This is a genomic window from Verrucomicrobium sp. BvORR034 (genome assembly GCF_000739635.1).
Lineage (GTDB): Bacteria > Verrucomicrobiota > Verrucomicrobiia > Verrucomicrobiales > Verrucomicrobiaceae > Verrucomicrobium.
Genome location: NZ_BATQ01000154.1, coordinates 1 through 21,691, shown reverse-complemented (window position 1 = coordinate 21,691; position 21,691 = coordinate 1). Strand labels below are relative to the sequence as shown.

At 59.8% G+C, this 21,691-nt stretch carries 16 protein-coding genes; 6 read left to right on the top strand and 10 right to left on the bottom strand.

From position 1 onward, the window contains the following. Positions 1-41: 41 nt before the first annotated feature. Together BV034_RS27325 and BV034_RS27320 are read right to left on the bottom strand one after the other, a co-directional pair. The gene (locus tag BV034_RS27325; protein ID WP_265593540.1) at positions 42-3,032 is read right to left on the bottom strand and encodes a hypothetical protein; all 2,991 of its coding nucleotides are present in this window, start codon (positions 3,030-3,032) and stop codon (positions 42-44) included. Positions 3,033-3,154: 122 nt separating this feature from the next. Further along, a complete protein-coding gene (locus tag BV034_RS27320; RefSeq protein ID WP_050030129.1) occupies positions 3,155-6,292 on the bottom strand; it encodes a hypothetical protein in 3,138 nt (1,045 codons plus the stop codon). A gap of 1,130 nt (positions 6,293-7,422) precedes the next feature. Between BV034_RS27320 and BV034_RS27315 the strand changes: the two genes are divergently transcribed. The 4 genes from BV034_RS27315 (at position 7,423) to BV034_RS27300 (ending at position 9,896) form a co-directional block, all read left to right on the top strand. After that, the gene (locus tag BV034_RS27315; protein WP_050030128.1) at positions 7,423-8,115 is read left to right on the top strand and encodes a hypothetical protein; all 693 of its coding nucleotides are present in this window, start codon (positions 7,423-7,425) and stop codon (positions 8,113-8,115) included. A 22-nt stretch (positions 8,116-8,137) separates the two neighbouring features. Then, on the top strand, positions 8,138-8,755 hold the full coding sequence (locus tag BV034_RS27310) for a hypothetical protein (protein ID WP_050030127.1): 618 nt from the start codon (positions 8,138-8,140) through the stop codon (positions 8,753-8,755). 95 nt (positions 8,756-8,850) lie between these two features. Continuing rightward, positions 8,851-9,267, top strand: coding sequence for a hypothetical protein (locus BV034_RS27305; protein ID WP_050030126.1), 417 nt, complete (start codon positions 8,851-8,853; stop codon positions 9,265-9,267). A 176-nt stretch (positions 9,268-9,443) separates the two neighbouring features. Beyond that, positions 9,444-9,896, top strand: coding sequence for a hypothetical protein (locus tag BV034_RS27300; protein ID WP_050030125.1), 453 nt, complete (start codon positions 9,444-9,446; stop codon positions 9,894-9,896). A 94-nt stretch (positions 9,897-9,990) separates the two neighbouring features. Here the strand turns inward: BV034_RS27300 and BV034_RS27295 are convergent, their stop codons facing one another. The 6 genes from BV034_RS27295 to BV034_RS36515 all read right to left on the bottom strand — a co-directional run bounded on the left by BV034_RS27295 (position 9,991) and on the right by BV034_RS36515 (position 17,723). Further along, entirely contained in the window at positions 9,991-10,446 is a 456-nt protein-coding gene (locus BV034_RS27295; RefSeq protein WP_050030124.1) for a hypothetical protein, read from the bottom strand. A 516-nt stretch (positions 10,447-10,962) separates the two neighbouring features. Continuing rightward, the gene (locus BV034_RS27290) at positions 10,963-11,457 is read right to left on the bottom strand and encodes a DUF2199 domain-containing protein (protein WP_050030123.1); all 495 of its coding nucleotides are present in this window, start codon (positions 11,455-11,457) and stop codon (positions 10,963-10,965) included. After that, positions 11,454-11,810, bottom strand: coding sequence for a hypothetical protein (locus tag BV034_RS27285; RefSeq protein WP_265593539.1), 357 nt, complete (start codon positions 11,808-11,810; stop codon positions 11,454-11,456). Before BV034_RS27285 ends, BV034_RS27290 begins: the two co-directional genes overlap by 4 nt. Positions 11,811-12,204: 394 nt before the next feature. Further along, the gene (locus BV034_RS27280; RefSeq protein ID WP_050030121.1) at positions 12,205-15,249 is read right to left on the bottom strand and encodes a hypothetical protein; all 3,045 of its coding nucleotides are present in this window, start codon (positions 15,247-15,249) and stop codon (positions 12,205-12,207) included. 1,057 nt (positions 15,250-16,306) lie between these two features. Beyond that, complete coding sequence (locus tag BV034_RS27275; protein WP_050030120.1) at positions 16,307-16,804, bottom strand: hypothetical protein; 498 nt, start codon at positions 16,802-16,804, stop codon at positions 16,307-16,309. 367 nt (positions 16,805-17,171) lie between these two features. Beyond that, positions 17,172-17,723, bottom strand: coding sequence for a TonB-dependent receptor (locus tag BV034_RS36515; protein WP_050030119.1), 552 nt, complete (start codon positions 17,721-17,723; stop codon positions 17,172-17,174). A gap of 379 nt (positions 17,724-18,102) precedes the next feature. Here BV034_RS36515 and BV034_RS27265 point away from each other — a divergent pair, with 379 nt between their 5' ends. Both BV034_RS27265 and BV034_RS27260 read left to right on the top strand, forming a co-directional pair. Further along, positions 18,103-19,359, top strand: a complete 1,257-nt coding sequence (locus tag BV034_RS27265) for a hypothetical protein (RefSeq protein WP_265593538.1) — start codon at positions 18,103-18,105, stop codon at positions 19,357-19,359. 154 nt (positions 19,360-19,513) lie between these two features. Next, on the top strand, positions 19,514-20,050 hold the full coding sequence (locus tag BV034_RS27260; RefSeq protein WP_050030117.1) for a lipocalin family protein: 537 nt from the start codon (positions 19,514-19,516) through the stop codon (positions 20,048-20,050). 397 nt (positions 20,051-20,447) lie between these two features. On the opposite strand, the gene BV034_RS27255 is transcribed toward BV034_RS27260, so the two are convergent. Then, positions 20,448-20,900, bottom strand: coding sequence for a hypothetical protein (locus BV034_RS27255; protein WP_050030116.1), 453 nt, complete (start codon positions 20,898-20,900; stop codon positions 20,448-20,450). Between the two features lie 439 nt (positions 20,901-21,339). Continuing rightward, on the bottom strand, positions 21,340-21,597 hold the full coding sequence (gene rpmA, locus BV034_RS27250; RefSeq protein WP_050030115.1) for a 50S ribosomal protein L27: 258 nt from the start codon (positions 21,595-21,597) through the stop codon (positions 21,340-21,342). Positions 21,598-21,691: the final 94 nt, after the last annotated feature.

Sequence of the window (21,691 nt, the reverse complement as noted above, 5' to 3'; positions counted from 1 at the left end):
GCCTTTAGGCGGCTCAGGAGAGATGGACGCGGCGTTCATGGTCAGGGGTGTTCCTCAGGTCTTTTGTCTTTCGTCTTCGAGTCTTCTGTCTCCCGCGCAGCGGGCCTGAGCGCACTGGCTTCCATCCAAAAATTCAATTCGGTGGGGTTCCAGGTACGAAGACGTTCGTCGAGAGCGGCATTCATTTGAGTTTCGGGAATCACATTGCCCTCCTGCGCTGGGCCACCCAGCCCGGGATATTCAGCCGAGGTCCAGTTTTGCCATCGGCGGTCGGCATCGAGATGCCAGTGGAAGAGGGTTTGTTCCCGACGGTTCTGAGGCCAGCGGAGCCAGGCGCAACCTTGGATGCCAGAAGGAGCGCCAAACTGGCCCTCGAATTTCTGAATCCACTCCATTGTACGAGGGAGATTCAGGTTGGGTCTATCCAGATCAGTTGGGGAATAGGTCTCAACCTCGATCTGCCAGCCCTGTAGCAGTGGCAGTGGGCTGAGGTGAAGGGTGACGCCGATTTCCTGTCCCTCTCGTTGAAGCATGCGAGTACGAGTGGCCTCGGCCAGGGAGGCCATGATAGCTCCGTCAAGAGGCTTGCCCAAGGCGGACTGAATCGGAGCCCACTTCTCCAACTCGGGCGACGAACCAGTCACCTTGGTGACGCGGAGTGCCAAGGGGCACCACTCTGGCGGGACTCCCGACTGGCGAAGCTCCTTTTGAAGAGCCAGTTTCTCCGCCAGCGAGAGCGTGTGCAGGTACTCAGGCCACCCCTTCGTGATCCGGCTCGGGATGGCCTGGAGAATTTCCTGGAGACGAGGGGCGGGCACATCCCCGGCAGAAGGGAGAGGGGGCAGGGGCCTGCCTTCGAGAGAGGCCTTGCCGTGCTCAATCCACAATGGCCAGAGATCGTCAGGATCGAACCGATAGACCTCCGCGACAAAACTTGTCCGCCCATAGTCTTCAAAGAGATTCGCCAGCCAGTAGATTTGATCGGAAAGCGGACGTGAGCCTCCATTCTCATGGATCACCGGGGCATTGCCATCCTCCTGGATGATTCGGAGAAGGTCCCGGCATCGGGCCTCAGTGAGTTCCCGCGAATACTCTATGGTATTCTGAATCAGATGCCACTTACGTGTGCCATCGCCCTTCGGGAGACGGGTAACTGCCTCCAGACCCAGGTCCGGCAACGACTCCTTCTCTCTTACTGAGACGACCACGGTGCGGAGCTCTTGCGAGAGTCTTGCGTCAGGTACTTTGCCCATCACGTAATCTTCGATCACCGTGGCAATCGTTCGTCCCGAAGCCACAATTTCGAGAGCTTCAAAGTGTTCGCGATGGCGACCAGAGCTAGTTTTTGCGTTGCCATCAGGATCGTGATCAAGCTCCTCTGCTGTCAGCGCCTTGCGGAACTGGGCAATTGCTGGCCGCGCAGCGGACTTTCGGCGGTGCACAAGGTCCGAAAAATGTTGAAAATACCGAGTCGGCTGCGAGAGAATGATCGTGGTAGCAAGATCAAGGTCCGCATCGTTCCCATTCCGGATGATGCCTGACAATGCCTCAGATTTTTGATCGATGGTGCCAACCTCTAGATAGTATTTGGCCACTTCCACTGGAGTCTTACCGTGGATGTCTTTGGCCGTATTGAGCGCCAGCTCACGAAGCTCTGCCAGATCCGTTGGTAAACTCTCGCCTTCCTCTTCATGGAAAGGAACGATGGTCTCGATGAAAGCACGTGCCAGTTCACCTCTCGTTTGCGGACGAAAGAAGATGTTCCATTGGTCATTGATTTCCTCTTCGGTCAGCTCCGGAGGATCGGCTTTGAATTCGAAGCCGGGCTCATAGGGATCGTAAGAGGGAAGGCGTTGTCCCACCAAGACGTCATCCCCCAGGCCGGCTGCAATCACGGTGATCCAGTCCCAGTCCTTATCCAGGACGGCGCGTTGCCAAGCGGGCAGGGAGTCCTTTTGCTTTTCGAGATCATTAAAACCCTCGGGATTGGCCGCCATTCTCACTCCAGTCAGCCATTGCTCGCCCAGGTAGTTCATACCGTAAGGGTACTCTTCAGGTTCCGGCTCCGTGGCGCCTTGCTTCTTTGGAGGTGGCCCGTCTGTCACGGAGACCCACCACGCCTGTTGTTCAGGAGTGAGAGATGAAGCGTGAACGAGGGCTGGTATCTGCGGCGAGGACAGGCGCTTTTGGACGGACTGTTGCAACCTCTCCACCAAGGGACGACTGGGCCAGCCCCGGCTGTAGGTTTGCAGGAGCCGTTTGAGATCGGTGTCCAGCGTCTGCCAGTCCCGGGTTCCGGAAAACTTGTCCAATGCCTTCTGGTATTGCTGACCCGCGAGAGTCTGCACGGCCAGATCGAGCAGTCGGTCTTGACGGGGCACGATGGCAAACAAGGCCTGTGCGGCCGCTTCGGCCTCGGCCTTGTATCCCCGTCGGTGATATTGGGCGGCCCGGAACAAGAAGGAAACAATCGTATCCGAGCTGTACAGGAGGTTTTCTCTGACTGGCTTGGAGGTCGCGATGGCTTGCAGCCCTTTCGCCAGAGCCTGGGCGTCGGCCCTCTCATCTGCCGGCAGCAGACTGATCCGCCTGGGTTCACCCCATGAGTGCACCAGTTGGGTGCTGTCATGGATCTGCCAGCCATCCCACACCAACAGCTCTGGTTTGCCGGGCTCTCCGGTCGTCTTATCTGCCCAGCCCCGGGTGTACGTGTTCTCCAATTCAGTGACGACGGCCCGGATGTTATCCATGCCTGAACTGGGGAGAATCTCCCGGCTGCCCACGCCCTCGATCTCACGATACTCCCAGCGGTCGGCAGGAAGCTCCTGAAGGCCCAGCTCAAACAAGAGGTCAAAGCCCTTCCCGAAATCCGGTGTCACAGCGCAGGCCGTGCCACCCATGCCAGGGATAAAGGGAATAATCCCCGGCACACAGAGGCTGGCAGATGCAGAGAACCACGCGATCATCATCATCCGGCGGGCAGGCCCACGGGCCTGCCTCCAGGGGCTGATGCTGTGATCGACAGAATTCATGGCGGCGGGCGATTTGTCCCAATCGGGGCAGCGGAGAGGGTTGGAGTTCCGCCTTTAGGCGGCATCAGTTCATCAAATAGTTGAAGGGTTCGAGAACTCACATGCAGTCTCCCGCGGCGAAGTCATTCAGGTCTGGCGTCTGGAGTCTTCTTGTCTGGTGTCTCCGCCGCAGGCGGCCTCACCGCCCCGGTCTCAATCCAGAAGGGGTCGGTGGCGGGGTTCCAGGTTTTGATGCGTTCCTCCAGGGCCTTGGCGATGTCGGCCTCGGGCACGGCAGTCCCATAGCCGGGGGCCCGGCCCAGTTCCTCGTGTTCAGTTGAGGCCCAGTTCTGCCACTTGGCGTCCTTGTCGAGGTGCCAGTTGACGATGGCAGCCTCCCGGGGCCCCTGCATCCAGCGCAGTGAGGCATAGCCATTCACGGGGACGGCCTCCGGGCTGGCGGAGCGGAGCTCCTTCATCCAGCGGGCACCTTGGGAGACCAGGGAGCGGTCGTACTCGCCTTCCTCATTCTCTTCCAAGGCGTCCGTCACCTCCACCTGGACACGCAAGCCCTGGTAGAAAGGCTTCTGCATGATGAAGACTCGGATGCCCTGGCCTTCGCCCAGCTTGGGCAGGTGATTGCGGCACGCCTCGGCCAGTTTGACCGTGGCCTCTGGAGTGATCTTCTGTCCGGTGAGCGCCTTGATCGCGTCCAGTTCCAGCAGGGATTTGGGATTGCCGTCCATCTGGACCACCACCAGCGCCTGCTCCCGCCATGCGGGCTTGAACTCCGCCTTCCGCAGTTCTTCGCTCAGGGCGATCTTCTCATTCAGTGAGAGGGTGTTCACATACTCGGCCCAGCCTTTGTCTGGAGGGGTGTCCAGTGCCTGCACCATGGCTTTGCGGCGATCCGCAGGCACATCCGCTCCAGAGGGAGTGGGAGGCATGGGGGTGCCCTCAAGCGTGGCCCGGCCCCGGGCGATCCACAGCGGCCACAGCTCGCTGTGGTCAAGTCCTTGAACCTGACGCCTGATGTTCTGGAGGTCGTCATTGGCCAGGAAGTCTGCCGTCCAGTACACGTACTGCGACAGGGGGGCCGTCGTGCCCTCGTTGGACTTCACCGGCGCATCGGGATCCTCCTGCAGGATTTTGCGCAGGGCCTCCTTGCGGGAGTCCGTCATGCCCTGGGCGAAGTTCATGCACTGCACCAGCAGCCGCCACTTGCGATCACCCTCACCCTTGGGCAGGCGGGGTACGGCCGCCAGGATGGCGTCCACTGTTTTGTCGTTGTTCTCTGAGGAGCGGCTCATGGCGTTGAGCTGCCGGCTCAGCTGGCCGAGGTTGAGCTTGCCGGTCACGTAGTCATCCAGCAGCTCCGTGGCCCCCTTGCCGGAAGCCAGCCCTTCCAGCATGGTCATCTGCTCCTTCAAGTAGGCGGGCAACTCTCCCTTGGCCACTTCTGCATCACTGCTGCCCTGGCGCACTTGTTCGTCCAGCAGCGCCTTGCGGAACTTGTCGAGGAAGGGCTTGCTGGCCGACTTTTGCTTCCGCACCAGCGTGGCAGCTTGTTCGAAGTGCTGACCAGGGTTTTCCAGAATGAGAGCCTCCACCTGCTTCACATCGGCCTCATTGCCCGCATGAATCACTGCAGACATGGCCTGGCTCTTCTGCTCACTGCTGCCGCCTTTCAGGTAGAATCTGGCAATCTCCTGCGAAGTCTTGCCGTTCAGCGCTTTGGCCAGATCCAGAGCCAACTGCCGGAGCTCGATCGCATCGGTCGGGAGTTCGTCGTCTTCCTCGTCATTGATGGGAAGCACGACCTGAAGGAACTCCCGGGCAAGATCACTGCGTGTGCGGGGGCGGCTGAGGTTGTCCCAGAGCTCGGTCAGTTCCTCCTCCGTCATCTCGGGAGTATCCGACTCGAAATCGAAGCTCCGCGAGGAGCGGTACGATTCACGACCCGGCAGCGCGACCAGCGTCTCGTCGCCCAACCCCGCGGCCATGACCGTGATCCAGTCCCAATCTTTCTCGATGGGGGCCCGCATCCAGGCAGGGGCGGCGGCGGATTGCTCCTTCCACATCGCCAGATTGTCCGGATCGGCCTGCATCTTCACGCCGAACAACCAGATCTGGGAGAAGCTGGAGAAGTCGAAGTTGGCCGTGCTTTCCTCGTCCCCGAGCACTGCTTCGTCCGAATTCAAGTCGACCTCGTTCGTCTCCTCCTCGCCCGCCTTTTGAGCAGGCGCTGCCTCGGTTGGTTTCGCTGTCTCCTTGACCTTGGGCGGGGCATCCAGCTCCAGCCACCACGATTGCTGCTCCGGTGTGAGGCTGGCAGCATGGAGCAACGGGGGGGATTGCCCGGCGGGTGTGGCCAGACGCTGTTGCACGAGCTGGCCCAGACGCTCCACGACGGCCCGCTCTGTCCAGCCCCGGGTGTAGGTGGAGAGGAGCTTGGCCAATCCGGCGTCCAACTCCTTCCAATCGCGGTTCTGCCGGAAGCGCCGCATCACCTCATCGTAACGGGTGCCGGCCAGTTTTTCCACGGCCAGATCCACCAACCGGTCCTTGCGATCAATCAGGCTAAACAGGGCCTGGGCTGCCGCAGCCGCTTCCTCCTTGTGCCCGCGCCGATGATACTGCGCTGCACGGAAGAGGTAGGTCACAATGAGATCTGGCGAGTAGAAGAGCGAGCGTTTGATGCTTTCGTCCGAGTTGGCCAGACCCTGGAGGCCCAGCGCCAGTGCCTTGGCATCCGCCTTCTCATCTGCTGCTTTGGCGTCCTTCGTAGGCGTGAGTGGGCTCCACTGCAGGCCGGCCTGCTGCATGAGACGCGCCGCGGCTTGCTCGTTGGTCGTGCCCAGGATCCGCCAGCCGTCACCGAGGACACGTCGATACGTGAGATTGGGTTTGGTCGGATCGGAGACGGTCGGCTTTTCCACCCAACCGTGGGCGAGCGTCTTTTGAAGCGCCTCGATCTCCGGCGAACTGTTGCCGCTACGGGACCTGCCCCCGAACGGGTCCTCCATCTCAGAACCCTGACGGCCTTCCAGTGTGAGGTACTGCCAGTCGGGTCCTGAGACATCTGGCAGGCCCAGTTCAAAGAGGATCTCCAGGCCCTTCCCATAGTCCACCCCTGCCGCTTGCACCCGGGGGGCAGGCAGGGCCAGGGTGAAAAACAGAGGCAGCACCCCAGGTGCCGGCCCCACCAGCGCTGCGGTGAAAGCAAGATTTCGCCACAAGGGCATGGTGCGTCCGTTGGACTGTTGGTAGGCCGAACTCATTGGGGGTGATGAAGATTCGTTTTTCCGCTGACTGGTTTAACCCAGATGCCGTTCAAAAGGGAAGGGAAAATATTCCGGGTTGGTGCTTCTTTCTGACGAAAAGTTTATCCATGAGGGTGAGCGTGAGGGGACGCACCTGCTGAAGAACGTGATGAGTGGCCAGAGCGTCCGCCACTTCTTCCGCCAAACCCTCTGCTCCTGAACCGATGGGGACCGTCGAACTACTCCGCAGCAGCGCCTAGGGTGTAGTCCGGACGTGCCGTCCGGCTCAGTCGCCGCAGGGACGTGCGTTCAATTCGTCGATTCCCATCTTCCGCAACCAGCACTCCCGCACTTCCCGCCTTCGATGTTGTGGTTACCAAGAAACCGCGCCTGCCCAGCCCGACTCAGTCCGAAGTTGATCCCTCATCGGGAGGCTAACGTGTAAGCCGGGTTGATAGGGGAGTTTGATACCGGTTCACCTCGCGGCCATGAAGCACCCCTTGGGAATGCGGTCGCGCGCCACGATTGAGACATCGCATACGGTTAAGTTAGTGCCTGCCAAGGAACCTGAGGCGCCGACATGGAGGTGTTGAAGACGGAGGGGAGGAAGCGAATGCTGTCGGCTTTCCCACCTGATCTTCTCCTGCGGCGGTACCCAAGGTAGACTCGCTTAGGGCTCGTCCAACCTTGGGCTGTGCTACAGATCCCATACTGGGATCAACTTCGGTCTGAGTCGGGTATTTCCAGATGGTTCCTTGGCGGCCACCCCAAACGCGCGCGATTGGTCTGTTCTCCTTACGTCGTCAACTACGACCGGCAATCGTGACCACAATGAAGAAGGCATCTTCAAATATCCTTCGTATCCGCACACACCCCGACGGCTCGCGTCGCTATGCCCACCCACTGGTGTTTGATCACCAACTACCCAGCGCCCCTGTAGTTGTCGACGTGAGGAGGCACTAGCTGAAGCGTCTGCAAGCTTCGCCTTCTCGCCGATGTCGCCAAATCTCGACAGACATTGAGGCTTCCAGGGCAGGAGGCGGTATGCAAGTTAACCTGACGCTGATGCACCATCGATGAACGAGGCTACCTTGACGAGCCCCGCTTGCCTTTTTTGATTTCCGGGCATCCTTTCCACACCTGCCCCCATGACCCCCGCCTGTTACAAGCTCTTTGCTTATGCTGTCAACGAAGTAACACCGCGTGATGTGTGGGATTTCAGTCCGAATGATCCGGGGTTTCCGGGCTACGTGCGAGAATTCACCGCGATACTCAAATCGCGAAAACTTCCCCAAGACGCAGATTTCGACATCACGGAGACGATTGGATTGACCATGTGGGGCGACGCGGAAACCGAAAAGGATCCTGTTCGCTTCCGCCGGTTCCGTGTGTTTACGAATTCCGTGGGAGTCGCGCTGTGTGCCGGACCTGCCGGTCCTCCAGGCACGATGGTGCCTAACTATCTGGTCATCCGTCTCTTGGAAGATTCCCACGCACTTCAGGACGCACAGCTGCTAAGACTACTCTATCCCGTCTTCGCAGATTTGCATGCCCGGCTGAAGCATGATGGTTGGTTTGATAAAGAGGCTCCGCTCCTTCTTCTGGGCCAGCTCATGCTGGCGTTGATGGGATACGCTGACCCAAACGATGTGCCGGCGCTGGCAGCCAAGCTTGTCAAAATGGGCTCCATCGCGGAGCACTATGTTTCATCTGACTTCCTCTGGAGCGGCACCAACTTCGACCAGCTTCACGCTGAGTGGAAACGCTTCGTTGGAATCGCGTTCCCGGAAAACTCTCCCATCGAAGATGTCGCCTTGCTGCGCGATGCGCTATTGGAGTAGCGTCACCCTTTAGTTCGCCACCATGAACCGGCCATTGCTCCTCCTGCTGATCTTGTCGGTTCAAGTCAATCTCCTGTCATTGGCAAACGCAGAGGACAAAGTGGCGGCGCAAGCCAAGTCTGTGCAGGAACCTCTCACTGCGCCTTGGACAAAGCTGACTCTTGGCTCGGTGCTGTTGACCGACTACGGACAGGGTTATGCTGCCGCGATGGAGATCGTGCGGGACAAGCCTGGTGCCGCCATGAAGTGTCGGTCGATCCAAGAATCCGGAGGTGTGTTTCGTGCGTTGTCTGCCGATGAATACAAAGCCCTGGCAAAGGTCCTGCAGGAGTCTGCTGCCGATGTCGAAAAAGAAATCACCAAATCGGAGGCCTTTGCCGCCTACTTGAAGAAGTATGAAAAGGCCAAAACCGAGGAGGATTTCGAGGCGATCCGCGATGAAATGCCGCGTGGGGGCTGGGACATTGTCGCTCTCTATGTCAAGGCTGAGGGGCCGTCCGGCGCTATCGAGTATGCCAACCACGGTCATGCTGACAAACTGATGCAACACCTGGCGAGTCAATTTGCCATCAAGCAGCGTAAGTTCAGCCGGGCGGAGCTGAAGCTGCTGCTGGGGCGTGATCCGTATGCCTCTCTTTAGACTTTGCCAAAACAACCTCGGTATGAGGATTCATCATGCTCAATCAATAAGCCCTATCTCACCATGATCGGCGTGCTTGCCTTCCTGTTTGTTCTATGGACAAGCGTGGTGGAGAGCGTCTGATCGCGAAGATAAACGGGTGGACGCTGACGCTGGACTCGGCGGATGGCTCGCGCGCTATGATCACCAAGCAGGTGGGGGACGGGGATTTCACCGCGCAAATCAAGTTCCCTCATTTCTGGGACTATTTGCTGGTGGCGAAAACCCTGCCCAAGACGAAAGACCGCGCCCCATCGGAATTCCGGATCGTGGAGGACGATGCTCCCATCAAGACCATCTATCTGGTGCCAGAGTCAGCCCGGCCTCTGTTCGAGCTGATGATGCTCAACCACCGGACGGCACTGTCCAGCACGGACCCAGTTGCCATGGAGGAGGTGTTGAACAAGAATCCGCCGCTTGATCGCAGCCTGATTCCGAATGGCAACTTCGTGTTCAAGGTCTCTCCTCGGTAGGTGATTGCGACACGAAAGGGCGAGCGAAGCCGCAACGGCAGGCAACGACCCTGCGGGCGCTCGCGCAAGCCTTCCTTCCCTGTGTTTATTTTTTACTGGCTTTTGGCCCGGCGAACATTGTAGGGTGGCAGCATCGCAAAAATTGTGGTTCCCATTTCGCCCTAACCCTTCTGCCCATGAAGCACACGCGGTTTGCACTTTCTGACTGGCCCATGTGGGGTGGGTTGTTCATTGTGATCTTTCTGTTCTCCGTGCAGATCATTGGGATGGCTGCGGGGATGATCGCCCTTGATCCCCGGGAGGCTTACTTGGATCCGCCTGAGATGAAGAAGGCAGCGGCAGAGTCCTGGCAGTATATTCGCGCGCTGAGGAATGAGGAGGGGAACTTGCGCCGAATCGGCGAATTACCTACCTATGAAAACCTCGCCCAAAAATACGAGGAACTTCAAGGCTACTATTGGGAGGTGAATGGTGCCAGGCTTGTTGTCGTGAAACACGTGGTCGGTGAGGCGCCAGAGGTCTGGTTTCTCGTCATGTCTTGCATGGCGCTTCTTGTATCCGTGGTGGGAAGTCTGTTCGGGGCACAGCTTCTCCATTCGTTTTCGCCCAAGGCTGTGGTGCGCCGGTGATCAAGGCGCAGCGGGACACGATGATCGCGGGTTGCGAGGTGAGATGGGCCCGGAGGATTCCTGAAGCCTCTCCGGGCCATCCTATTGTGATCGGTCACGCCTTGCTCGGAGGCTGCACGATCGGTTCCACAAAGAAGTACTGTTTGTGTCCGCCAGAGGCGAGCTCCTTGGCGCGTTCCTCTGCCGCGCGGCGGGTCTCGAAATCGCCGACATGGAAGCGACCCCCGTTGTCGTCCTCACGATAGAGAGAGTGTGGGCTGTTCGCTACGGTAGGATCCGTGGCGGCCTTGTAGAGCGCCGCAGCAAAGGCGCTGATCGGCTTCTCCGGCACCGCCGCCCACCAGCCGAAGTCATCGTTGCCCCATTTCACACCCAGGCCTTTCACGATGGTGCGCAGCAGCTCGACCTCAGAGGCTTCCTTGCCCGCATCCAGCAGGGCGAAGTTCGCGGTCGTTCCCTGGGCCGTCGGGCCCTGCACAGGGAGGAGATTGACCCGGCATCCGGGACCGCCCGGCGTTCCTTTGCGATGATATGGACTTTGCGTGCTCATGTACAAGGGAAGAAGTAGGCGGGAGGGGGAGGATGTAAAGGAGGGAGGTTCTGGGCGCCTGGTGCTTCGTTTGGCGCAGGGCGACGAATGACAGCCTGCCGGGACAAGTCGGCCAACCTCCCCAGTGTGTGCACCGTCGCGAAGCGTCATGGAGTGCTGGTGGCTCGACACCGCTTTGGCGGCTCTTGTGACGAACTCGAACCGAAGCACTTCAACAGCGTTCGATGATCCCCAGCGCGTGCCGGTTGCTCCTCCGGCAACGTGCTCGCGGGGCCGGAGCCCCCGCCTCCTTTACTCCCCAGCGGCATCGCATGTCGCTTGAATCTCATTCACATTCTCGAACGGCAACCGGTGCGGTCGCCCTACAACCCGGGGTGTGCGGTCGAATGACGGGCTGAATCCTTTGTGCACTCGTCAAGCCGCCCCGCGTCCAAAGTCCACTGTAGGGCAAGCGCTCCGCTTGCCGCGCATTGCCCCTGATTTCCTCCTGCATTGGGGTCGTCGCATCACTCTCAACTACGCATGCAACAGCTGATGGGCGAGTTCATGCCAGCGTGCAATCGTGATGCCATGATGCTGGTCGATCGCAAGCGGATGATCCGTGGGCTCAACCGTGAAGAGCGGCGTCAGACCCTGGGCTCGTGACTGCACAGAGAGCTTGAGATGGAGGGTGCTGGGATACACGTAAATGGAATTGCACAACCAGCCAAAGTACGGCGGGTCAAGCCCCCGATCCGGCTCCTCCCAGCGATCACACATGTGCAAGAAGCTTTGCTCGCTAAGAGAGGACCAGACCGAGAAAGACAACGGTTCATCATGACCGTGAATGGGGACTTCTATGTGGCCACGAACAAAGAACTGAGATTCATCCACCACACACTGGTCAGGTGTCAGTTCCACCCGCGAATCGAACTCCTCCTCCGGCACCAGAGCCCGCCAGGGTGCTTCAATGCCAAAGCAGACGGGCAGATCGTCGTGAGTCCTTCCACAGTCCGGGCATTGCCAAATCATGGATCACAAACGGTGCGCGCGCTCTTTTCAGCAAGTGAATTTGCGGGGGGCGCAGTGACGGGGCGTCGCGTGAAAGCACACCGCAACAGGTGCAGGAAGACGGCGATAAATCCGAGGACAAACCCCACCGCCAGATACCCCATGCCAGGGACGTCGTTGTCGGTGGCTGGATCAAAGATGACCATGCGCCAGATGCACCAGAAGACTGACAGTATCATCGGGTAGCCAAAGAGGTCGCTGAGATGCCACCGCTTGACGAGCCAAGGGCGGACGAACGCGAGACAGAGCAGCACCGCCTGGATGAACCAGTTGAGCGCTTCGATCAAAAATATCTGCCAGTTCTGGCTCATCATTCAAATGCCGAAGCCCGGCTTTTCCTGCCAGGAGTCTTTCATCACAGAGAGCATCAGACCCACACCGCGCTGCGCCAGTGTTTCGTGAGCCGACCGCCAATCGGGACCTGACCTCCAATAGCTCCGGCGCATCCAAAGTCGCGAAGCGTCTTGGAGTGCTGGTGGCTCGACACCGCTTTTTGGCGGCCCTGGTGACAAACTCGAGCCGTAGCGTTTCAGCAGGGGGTGTGCACGCGTGCGCCACGCCTGGTAGTCATCCGCCAGATCACTGCCTTCGAAGACGCTTTTGGAGCCCGAAGGGGAAATGATTGCTGCGTGTGGAGACTTCCGCCTCCGTTGCACTGGCCACGTAATCCGTACCCAACCTCTCTCCTCATCCTCTCCCATTTGCCCTCTAATCTCCGACCTCTCGCGCACTACCTCCGGGTCTCCGTGCTCCTGTCTCAAACCAGATCGTCTCGGACGGCTTATCCCAGGTGTTGCTCCGGGCTTCGAGTGCGGGAAGAAGATCAGTCTCGGAGACATTGGTGTCTCCTATGGGAGAGGCGCCGAGTGTGGGGTGCCCAGCGTCGGGCCAGTGTTGCCAGGGCTGGCCTTTTTCCTGATACCAGTCGGCACTTTGATACCCATCAGAAGCGATCTTCCACACCATCCATCCATAACCCAGAAGCTCAGGTGAACGGGCAGGTGTCTGAGGAAGCTGTTTCATCCAATGGCCCACGTAGGTGAAGGTGGTCTTGCCGAAGTCCGTGCTGTGGCTGGTAGAGCCGGTGGTGATGAAGATGCGCAGGCCCTGGCGCAGGGGCATGGGCTTCACAGCGATCCAGAGGCCGTCGCCCTCGCCTTCCTTCAGCTCAGGCAACTGGGTGCGGCAGATCTCTCCGAGCTTGGCCAACGTAGAGGCGCTGGCGCTCTGGCCAACGAATGCGTGCAATCCCACGCGTGCGGCAAGATCCGGGGGATAGGAGTCGATCCTCCTAAAGCGCAAGGCGGCTTCAATCCCAATCGGCGTGAACGGTACCGTGGCGAGATCCTCGCCCAGTGCGAGTTTCTCATCGAGTGAGAGGGCCTGCACGTACTCAGACCATTCGCCCTTTTCCAGGCGCTGTGGAATCGCCTCCATCATCTCGCGACGACGTTCGGTGGTGACGTTGGTCGCTGAGGGGAGCGGGGGCAGAGACCTGCCGTCCAGAATGGCCCGCCCAAAAGCGAGCCAAACAGGCCAGATATCAGAGGTATCCAAATCGCGGAAAAGGGGATGGATCTTTTCGGGTACGCCTTCTTTGTCGTCAGGGAATTGCAGAGTCAGCCAGGACACGACCTGCGAGAGCGGCGAGACGGTGTAGTCATGGGTGACGACCAACGTATCAGGATCTTCCCTCAGGATCTGCCGCAGCTTGTCTTTGCGCGCTGGAGTCAGTTTCCTCCCGAACCATGCGCATAGAGTAAGCAGGCCCATTTTGATTTCACCCTGCCCCTTGGGCATGCGGAGGACGGCATCCAGAATGGGGTCCACGAAACCCTCACGATGAGAATCATCGGTCAACAGCGCTTGAGTCTGTGCATAGAGCGTATCAAACGCGAGCTCTCCCCTGACGTAGGCGGCAAGGATGTCTGTAGGGCCGCGGCCGGCGGCAAGATGCTCCAGAGTCGCGAGGTTCAGAGCCCATGGGGAAGGCAGTTTGTGATCTTCCGATGGGGAATCCCCGGAAGCCTCAATCTCAAAGGCCGCGAAGAGCGCCCTCCGATACCGCTGAAGGAAGGGGCGACTGGCCTTTCCGCGAGTGCGGACGAGGTGGGAGGCTTCGTCAAAGCGGATGCTGGATTGCTGGATGATCAAGTCCTCAGCCAGTTTGAGGTCCTCGGCAGCACCGGTGTTGATCAGGGCCATGAGGGCCTTGCCTTTTTGAGCCAGGTCGCCGAATTTAAGGAAATAACGAGCTGCTTGGGATGGAGTGCTTCCCTTGAGGACTCGACCGCATTCCAGGCCGAGTCGTCGCAGTTCCACGGGATCGGTGGCTAGGTCTGCCCGCTGCTCATTGGTCAAGGGCAACGTGTGCAAGAGGAATTCCCGGGCGAGCTCTCCCCGTGTCTGTGGCCGGTACATGTGTTGCCAGCTTCGTTCCAGCTCCTGTGACTCAAAATCTGGCGGGCTATTTTCAAAGTCGAAGGGATTGGGATTCGGCACATTCCAGTATGAACTGACGACCGGAATGAGCGTCTCATCGTCCACAGCGGCGGCAGCAATGGTCATCCAGTCCCAGTCTTGATGCAGGATCGCCTGCGTCCAGGCCGGTCCCGTGGCGCTGTGTTTCCGCCAGAGCGCGAGGTTCGATGGATCAACTTGCATCTTGAAATCGTAGAGCCAGGTGACGGCGATCCGGTCGAGTCTGGCCTTGACGAAGATGTTGACGATGGTGGCTTCCCTTTCGTCTGTAGGGTTGTCTGCTGGCGCTGAGATCTTCTCCTTGTAGGGCACGGGAGGATCGTCCGCCACCTGCTCCCACCAGGTCCGTTGTTCCGGGGTGAGCAGGCGGGCTTGAGCCAGGGGAAGGGGAGGCGCAGTCGGTGTGGCGAGGCGTTGTGTGATCTGGGCGTGGAGCTTTTCCACTAGGGGGCGTCGCTCCCAGCCGCGGGTGTAGGTGCGCAGGGCATGAGTGAGGCTCGCATGCAGCGCCTGCCAATCGCCGGAGCCTCGGAATTGATTCATCGCGTTGGCATAGGAGGTCTCGGCCAACCACTGCACGGCGAGATCCATGAGGCGATCCTGGCGTGGGACGATCGTCAGCAGGGCCTGCACCGCGGCGGCGGCCTCCTCCCGGTAGCCGCGCCGATGATGCTGGGCAGCGCGGAAGAAGCAGGTGGCGATGAAATCCCGATCCTCCAGGGCACCTTGCCAGAGGGAGTTGTCGTCCTCCTCCTTGTTCTTGGCCACGCGCTGCAGGTATTGGACGAGGAGTTGGGCGTCTGCCTTCTCGTCTGCTGTTCCCTCTCCAGGGTGAATGTTGGCGGGTGAGAGGCCTAACTTTTCCAGGTGGATTGATTCCGCCCCGGGTGGAACGGCGGTTTGGAGCTGCCAGCCATCGATCAACACCTTGGTGCCTGTTGGAAAGTGAGGTTCCGGAATCGGAGTAGAAGCCGCGGTGCCTGGGGGCGTCGCAACCACGTTGGAACGGGTGGTCTGCACCCACCCGTGTTCGAACACGTCACCGAGCCCGATGCGAACGTTGAACGAACCAAAGGGATCAATAAAATTCTGCCTTTGCAGCGAGGGCCCGCTCAATGGGGTGTAGCGCCAGTCCGGGCCAGAGGCATCTGGCAGCCCGAGCTCGAAGAGAAGGTCAAAGCCCTTGGCAAAGTCCGGGGCTCCGGCTTTGGCTGAGGGGAGGGCGGTGAGGACCCATAGAAGGGGTAAGAGCGCCAGCAGGAGAAGGTCCATCCCAACGGACGCAACTCGAGCTGGGCCCCTCTGCCGCCTGGTCGGCGTGGCGCTATCCAAGAATGTGGCGTGGGGGAGCCTCATGAGGAAGCTTGGCAGGCGCGCCATGTTTCATCTAACCCAGGCACACTGGGACGGGTTGATGAGCAAGGTGACAATGTGAAGGGATAGAACTGAAACGGTGATCATCCCGCCCTCACCCCCTCTTTCGCGTCGATCGCGCGACCACATACCCCACCACCGCACCGGCAAACAGCAGCGGCAGTCCCAGAATCTGTCCTAGTTGTCGGGAATCCGCGCTCGGATTTCCCGCGGAAACCAGCGGGATAAGCAGCGAGCCTAACAAGGCGAAAAGCAGTGCGGATCCAAGAACGAAGAGGAAGGTTCTCATGGGAGGCTTGGGCAGGGGGTGATACCGGAGTATGCCAGTCCCGGCGGCAAGGCGTCAATGCTCCTCGTAGAGTTGATCGGCCTTAAACATGAAGCGCGTCATATCGCCCTGTCTCCCACCCGTAGGGCTATGCCATCAGGGAGAAGAAGTGGCCACTGGTAGCCCTGTGTGAGCGAGCTGAGGGCTGAAAGCCCGGAATAATTGCAGCCTTGGGCCGCGCCCAAGGTTATCTGGGATTTGAGATGCTCAGGGCTGTCGGCCCGGTTCACTCAGGGATGTTTGTGGTGGGCAGGCTTGATGAGGCCGGGCCTTCGGTCCTTTTGAATCTCTGATCTCACCAACTGGAAACTAACGACGCCAGCCTCACGACGATCCAATTCTGGAACCCCTTGGCAGTCCAAACAGCGGCACCATCACTTTTCCCAGATGGTATTGACCTGTGGGGCGAGCGCCTCACCCGACTGCCCCGGATAACCCCTTGGCGGTGGCATTTTTCTGGTGCCGCTCTGCGTCTGGCTACACCTATACCCACCGGCAAGATGCCGGTACCACGCACAGGCGGGACGCCTGTGTCACCCGAGAAAACCATCGGCTCAAGTCCGTTCTTAAACGAACCCCGGTCCAACACCTTGACGCACTGGCGCACTGCCCACTGGCGCACTGGCCTTACGGGTACTCCTGCTTCTCAAAGCGGAGCAGGCGCTTCCCATCAGACTTCTCCTTCGGGTGGAAGAGCCAGCCGGGGGCGGGGGAGATCAGCTCGTAGTTCGTGAGCTGGAACTCAGGCAGGAAGAGGTCGCTGTTCGGGTCGTAGATGGTCTGGCCGGTGAAGCGGCCCCACATGCGGTACTCGCGATTGTGATCGTAGCCGTGGGCATTGCCGCCGTCTGCGGGCATCTCTGGCAGGCGGTCGGGGGCGCTCTTCTGGTTCTCGTTGATCACAACCAGGCGGGAGCTGTCCCAGCTCTGGCCGGGCCGGCGGATGTAGCCCCAGAACTGGGTGCGCTCAATGTAGTAGCGGCGGCCAATGAAGTAGTCGCCGCGTGGCTCGTTGTTGATCTGCAGTTTCCGGGCGTCCATCTGCTGCTGGATCATGGGGTCCGCGCAACTGGCCAGGGAAAGGAGCAGGGTGGCGGCGAGCAGGAGGGAGGAAAGCCGGGACATGGAAAAGGGAGAGCTGGGAAAGGAAAACGGCGGCACACCTAGGCACAGGCTGGCCGGAATGGAACGACAAAATCAGGGCAGACCTACAAAAAGAAAGGGCCGGTTGCGTCCCTGACCCAGGACGCAACCGGCCACAGTGCCCAACCCACGGGCAATTCAACTATCTGACCAACCAACCAAAGAACTGAATGAACAACTGACAGACGACTCAACTCACTGGTAGACTGGCGGAAGGCAGGCCGGGGCCACGCCTCCGCAGTGGGAACTCTGACCAGACGCAGCGGCCAGTTACAACGAATCCGAAAATTGACTGGAGGTGCCTGGGAGCGGGCTCGAACCATCGGCTCCCAGGGCCTCCGGTCGGGAGCTAGAACCGCACGCCCACCCTCACGCCGAACTCCCGCGGAGCCCCAGGGGCTCCGGTGCGGACGTCCGTGTTCATGGTGGTGTAGTACTCCTCCCCAGCCAGATTGGTGCCGTAGAGGCAGATGCTCCAGTTCCGGGCGCACCAGCCCACAGCAGCGTTCAGCAGGCCGAAGCTGTCCTGCTGGAACTCCTCCCGGTTGAAGTCGTCGTACTTCGTATTCCCCAGCGCGAGGTACTCCACCCGGGCGAAGAACCCCGCATCCAGATGCAAGTCCAGCGCCACGGTCGCGTCGAACTCCGGCACGAACGGGGGCGTGTTCCCATCCAGCGACTGGCCCGTGACGGTGTTGCGACCCACCACCATGGGCCGGGGGCCGCGGAGCGCCTCCACGCTGTTCACCGCCGAGAGCAGCTGGGCGTAGGTAAACGTCTCGCCAAACGGCACATCGTCCACATAGAGGGTGGTCGCAGGGCTGCCGAAGAAGACCGTGTTCGTCAAACCGCGCACGGAGTACAGATCGCCAAACGAGCGGGAGCCCGAGTCCGTGGACATGATCTGGGTCGAAGTTAATATGCTAAACTGTGCATATAGGCTCTTTGTTGCATAGGAAAACTTTTCTGTGGGAGAAAATGCGCGAGAGGAGCGAGCGCGGCTCTTGTTTCCTGGCGGTGGGCGGGCTGGGCGACACCCGGTGCGGAGCCGCCAATGGCGCGTTTCTCTGAGTCGTCGGAGAAAAGATTTCTCTATGCGCTGGCTTTTAATCTGCTTGAATGGCGACGTCTCCCCAGCCTTCCGACTCCCCAAAAAACCCGAGGCCCCAATATCCATCCTCGAACGGGTCCATGCTCCAAGGCTGCTGGCTTTGCCGGTTTCCCGTGCCCATCGCGCCCCCGCGTCTTTTTCAGTGAAGGTCATCTCACACACCGACAACATGAAGTCCAAACCATCCTCCCCCCATTCCTTAATCTTGGTCGCCGGGACCGTGATCAGCACGGCGAGCCTCCATGCAGGGCCGACTTTGCCGCCGCCAGCGGTGGATGCGAAAAACCCTCCCGTTCAGTTTGCGGCAGACGTTTCACCCTGGACCTTCAGCGCCGGGGCCACGGTGCGCTCCATCGATGCGGACTTCCATTTTGCCCAGCCGACCCCCCTGTCCTGGCAGCCGCTCATAGGTCGGGCATCCAGGGGGCGGGGTGATGTGGGCTTCTCCAATGGGAATTCCGTCGTGCGGTACGATGACGGGATTGTCGGACCGTCGATCAATTTCGGCGGGGTCGAAAACTTTGGTCTCTCCCAAGGTATGATCAATTCCGGTTCCCAGCTCAGTGGGACGGGGCGCACTCTCGCCACCGGGCAACCGATCTACAATGCGGCCTTCCACAGTTCGACGACGAGCTATTCCGTAGACACCCATCTGCACAGCCTGGACGCGTCTGACAGCGACGTGGGAGTCGGGCCTTACGTCAATCTTTCCTACGCCGTGTTTTCGGGATCAGAGAGCAGCGTGGCCTTGAATTTGGGGTGGAGCTACGTGCGGACCGAGCATGGCACCGGCCCCACCGCGCTGGGTTATCAGCATGTGTTCCGGAAGGACACGGCTTACACCTACAACTACGATTTTTTCACGGCCGCGGGCGTTGCTCCGGCAAGCTATCCTCACACGGTGGGCCTCCCCAACAGCGCGCTGGTCTATGACGCTGCGCTCTATGACGCTTTGGCTGTTCCGAGTCCCACAGGGACCCGTTCGCCTCGCAAAAGCTCACGTGCATCTTCCAAAGTGGCGGCTGCTTTTGTCCCAGTGGCCACATCCAAACTGGATGTGACGCTCAATGAGGTCGTCTTCTCCGTCGAGTACCGGCGCAAGCTGGGAGATCGCCTTCACATCGGACTGGCCGTCGGTCCCACGCTGAATGTCATTGATTCCGACTTCGACGCGAAGCTCGCCTGGTATGCGAACGGCCGCAGCACACCGGTGGCAGTCGAGCGGAGGCATGAGTCCTCCACAGACGTGAAAGTGGGGGTCATGGGGCAGGTGAACGTGGTGTTTGATCTGACGGAAAAGCTGTTTCTGGAAGCCCACGGCAGCTATCGCTGGGTGGACTCCGCCGACGTCGGGGGCTCGGCTGCCTCAGTGAGCATCGACCCTTCCTCCTGGGAGGGGGGGCTTGGAATCGGCATCCGGTTCTAGTCTGGCCGCATCCGCAGCCCAAGTACCTGCGCCCCGCCCACGGTATCACGTGGGCGGGGGTTCGTCGTGATGGTGGCGCTCAAGCGCGTCACAACCGGGGGGCTGAGGATGGCCGAATCGGGGGCAAACGAAGACACCTCATTTTCTCCCTCCGATGAAAACCTCCACGTTGATCTTTGGCAGTCTGGGCCTGCTGGCCCTGGCTGGCTGCGTCTCTGGTGCCAAATCCAAATCAAACGCCGGTGCCCCACCCACCGTGCTTGCCGTGGATCTGAAGCGCTACACCGGAACCTGGTATGAGATCGCCCGGTTCCCACACTCCTTTGAGAAGGGGGCCAGTCATGTGACCGCGAACTATCTCTCCCAGCCCGATGGCACCATCAAGGTGGTGAACCGCTCCATGAAGGACGGCAAACCCGACAGCATCGAAGGCGTGGCCACCCCGGTTGCAGGAAGCAACGGCGCGAAGCTGAAGGTCAAGTTCTTCACCCTCCTGCCCTCAGGAAACTATTGGGTCCTCGCCCTGGACGACAAGAACTACCACTGGGCCATGGTGGGCGAGGGCAGCCGGAAATACCTCTGGATCCTCAGCCGGACGCCACAGATGGACAGAGGGGTTTATGAGATGCTCGTGAACCGGGCGAGGGAGCTTGGGTACGATGTAAGCCTGTTGGAGAAGGTGGAGCAGTGAGGCGAGAGAGGGGTAAGGGAGAAGGGGAGGAGTGCTGTCAAGGGAATGCCACGTCTTGAGTACTGCGTCCTGACCGCTTAAAAGCGGAACTCCAACGCAGCAGCGGCGCGGAGGATGTAGTCCGGCTGTCCCCAGCCGGTGTGGGAGCGGAGGGGACGGCGCTCAACTTCCTGTCACGTCTTTACCGCTCTGATCTCAGTCGCACGTTTTTCAGGTCAAGAATCAACCAAACGCCCCCAAGCATTTCAATCAGGGTTGGAGTTCCGCCTTTAGGCGGTCAGGCCATACGACTCCTGATGGAAAAATCACCGCTACGCCATGAGCCATGCATAGTGCGTACTAAGCCGACTAAAGTCGGCCTCAGTTCGATGTGCCTACCCCTCCCGCCAGCGCCCGCCTACTTCCACAACAAGTGTCCTTTGCCGCCTTTCTCGTACCGGATAACGAGGTTCGGCGAGAACTTCTCCGGTGCCCAGACGTGCACTTCACCACCGTCATCGAGCAGAAAGCGGAGGGTGTATCCATCCTTCGAAAGTCCAGCAGAGCCTTTGGTTTGGGAGTTCATGAACTGACGGCTCACCGCATCCGGCGGACCGAAGTGATCCATGAGAGACTGGAGCTTGGGCTGCCCAGGGTTTGCTTTGAAGTACGCCTCGACTTCCGCCACGGTCCGATGCGCGCGCGGAGAAGGCTTCGTCGTGTACTCGACTGGGATCGGCGCACTCCAGTCCCATTTGGCCGTCTCGGCGGCCCCCAGCTCTGCGGTGAGTGACAAGCAGAGAAGCGCTGCCAACGTCAGGAGGCGGAACCAATTCAAGACCGATGTCGCGGAAAGGGGGAGTGTGATCATAGGGCTGCCCACATCAGATTCACGCAACGGATGGGCGTTCAATGAAGGGGTGTCGATTAAATCCAGACAGCGAGTCCACCGCCCGACTGACAACTGAGCCGGTGGGACGGCTGTGTCACTCTTTGGTCAGGCGGTTTCAGTTCGCGCGATGGCTGAGCCGCCACTGCGGAATGCAACGTAGGGGTACCGCGTCCTGACCGTTTAAAAGCGGAACTCCAACCCTGCAGCGGACCGGAGGGCGTAGTCCGGTTGTCCCCAGCCGACTGGGGAGCGGAGGAAAAGCGCCTCAACCCCCTCAGCAAACCCTTGCCTCCCTCAACCTCAGTCGCGTCATCCCTGAGTCACTCCCCTGCGTGGACTCCGCGCAGGCACAAAAAAACCCTGCGTGGCATTAGCACACGCAGGGTTCAAACTTTTCAGGGAAGCTGATTCGCTTCGCTTACGCGGATACCGCAACGGCGTCCACGTTCACGCGGCGGCCATCCTGGTCAAAGCGCACCTTACCGTCCACAAGGGAGAAGATGGTGAAGTCTTTGCCAAGGCCAACGCCCAAACCGGGCTTCCACTTGGTGCCGCGCTGGCGGCAGATGATGTTGCCGGCAATGACGGCTTCACCACCAAATTTCTTGATGCCGAGACGCTTGCTCTGGCTGTCGCGTCCGTTCTTAACACTACCTTGACCTTTTTTATGAGCCATATCGGTTCCTTTCTCTCGTGAACTGGGGTGGGGTGAGCTCGGTCGCGATTAGGCGTTGATCGAGGTGATCTGCACGCGGGTGATCAGCTGGCGA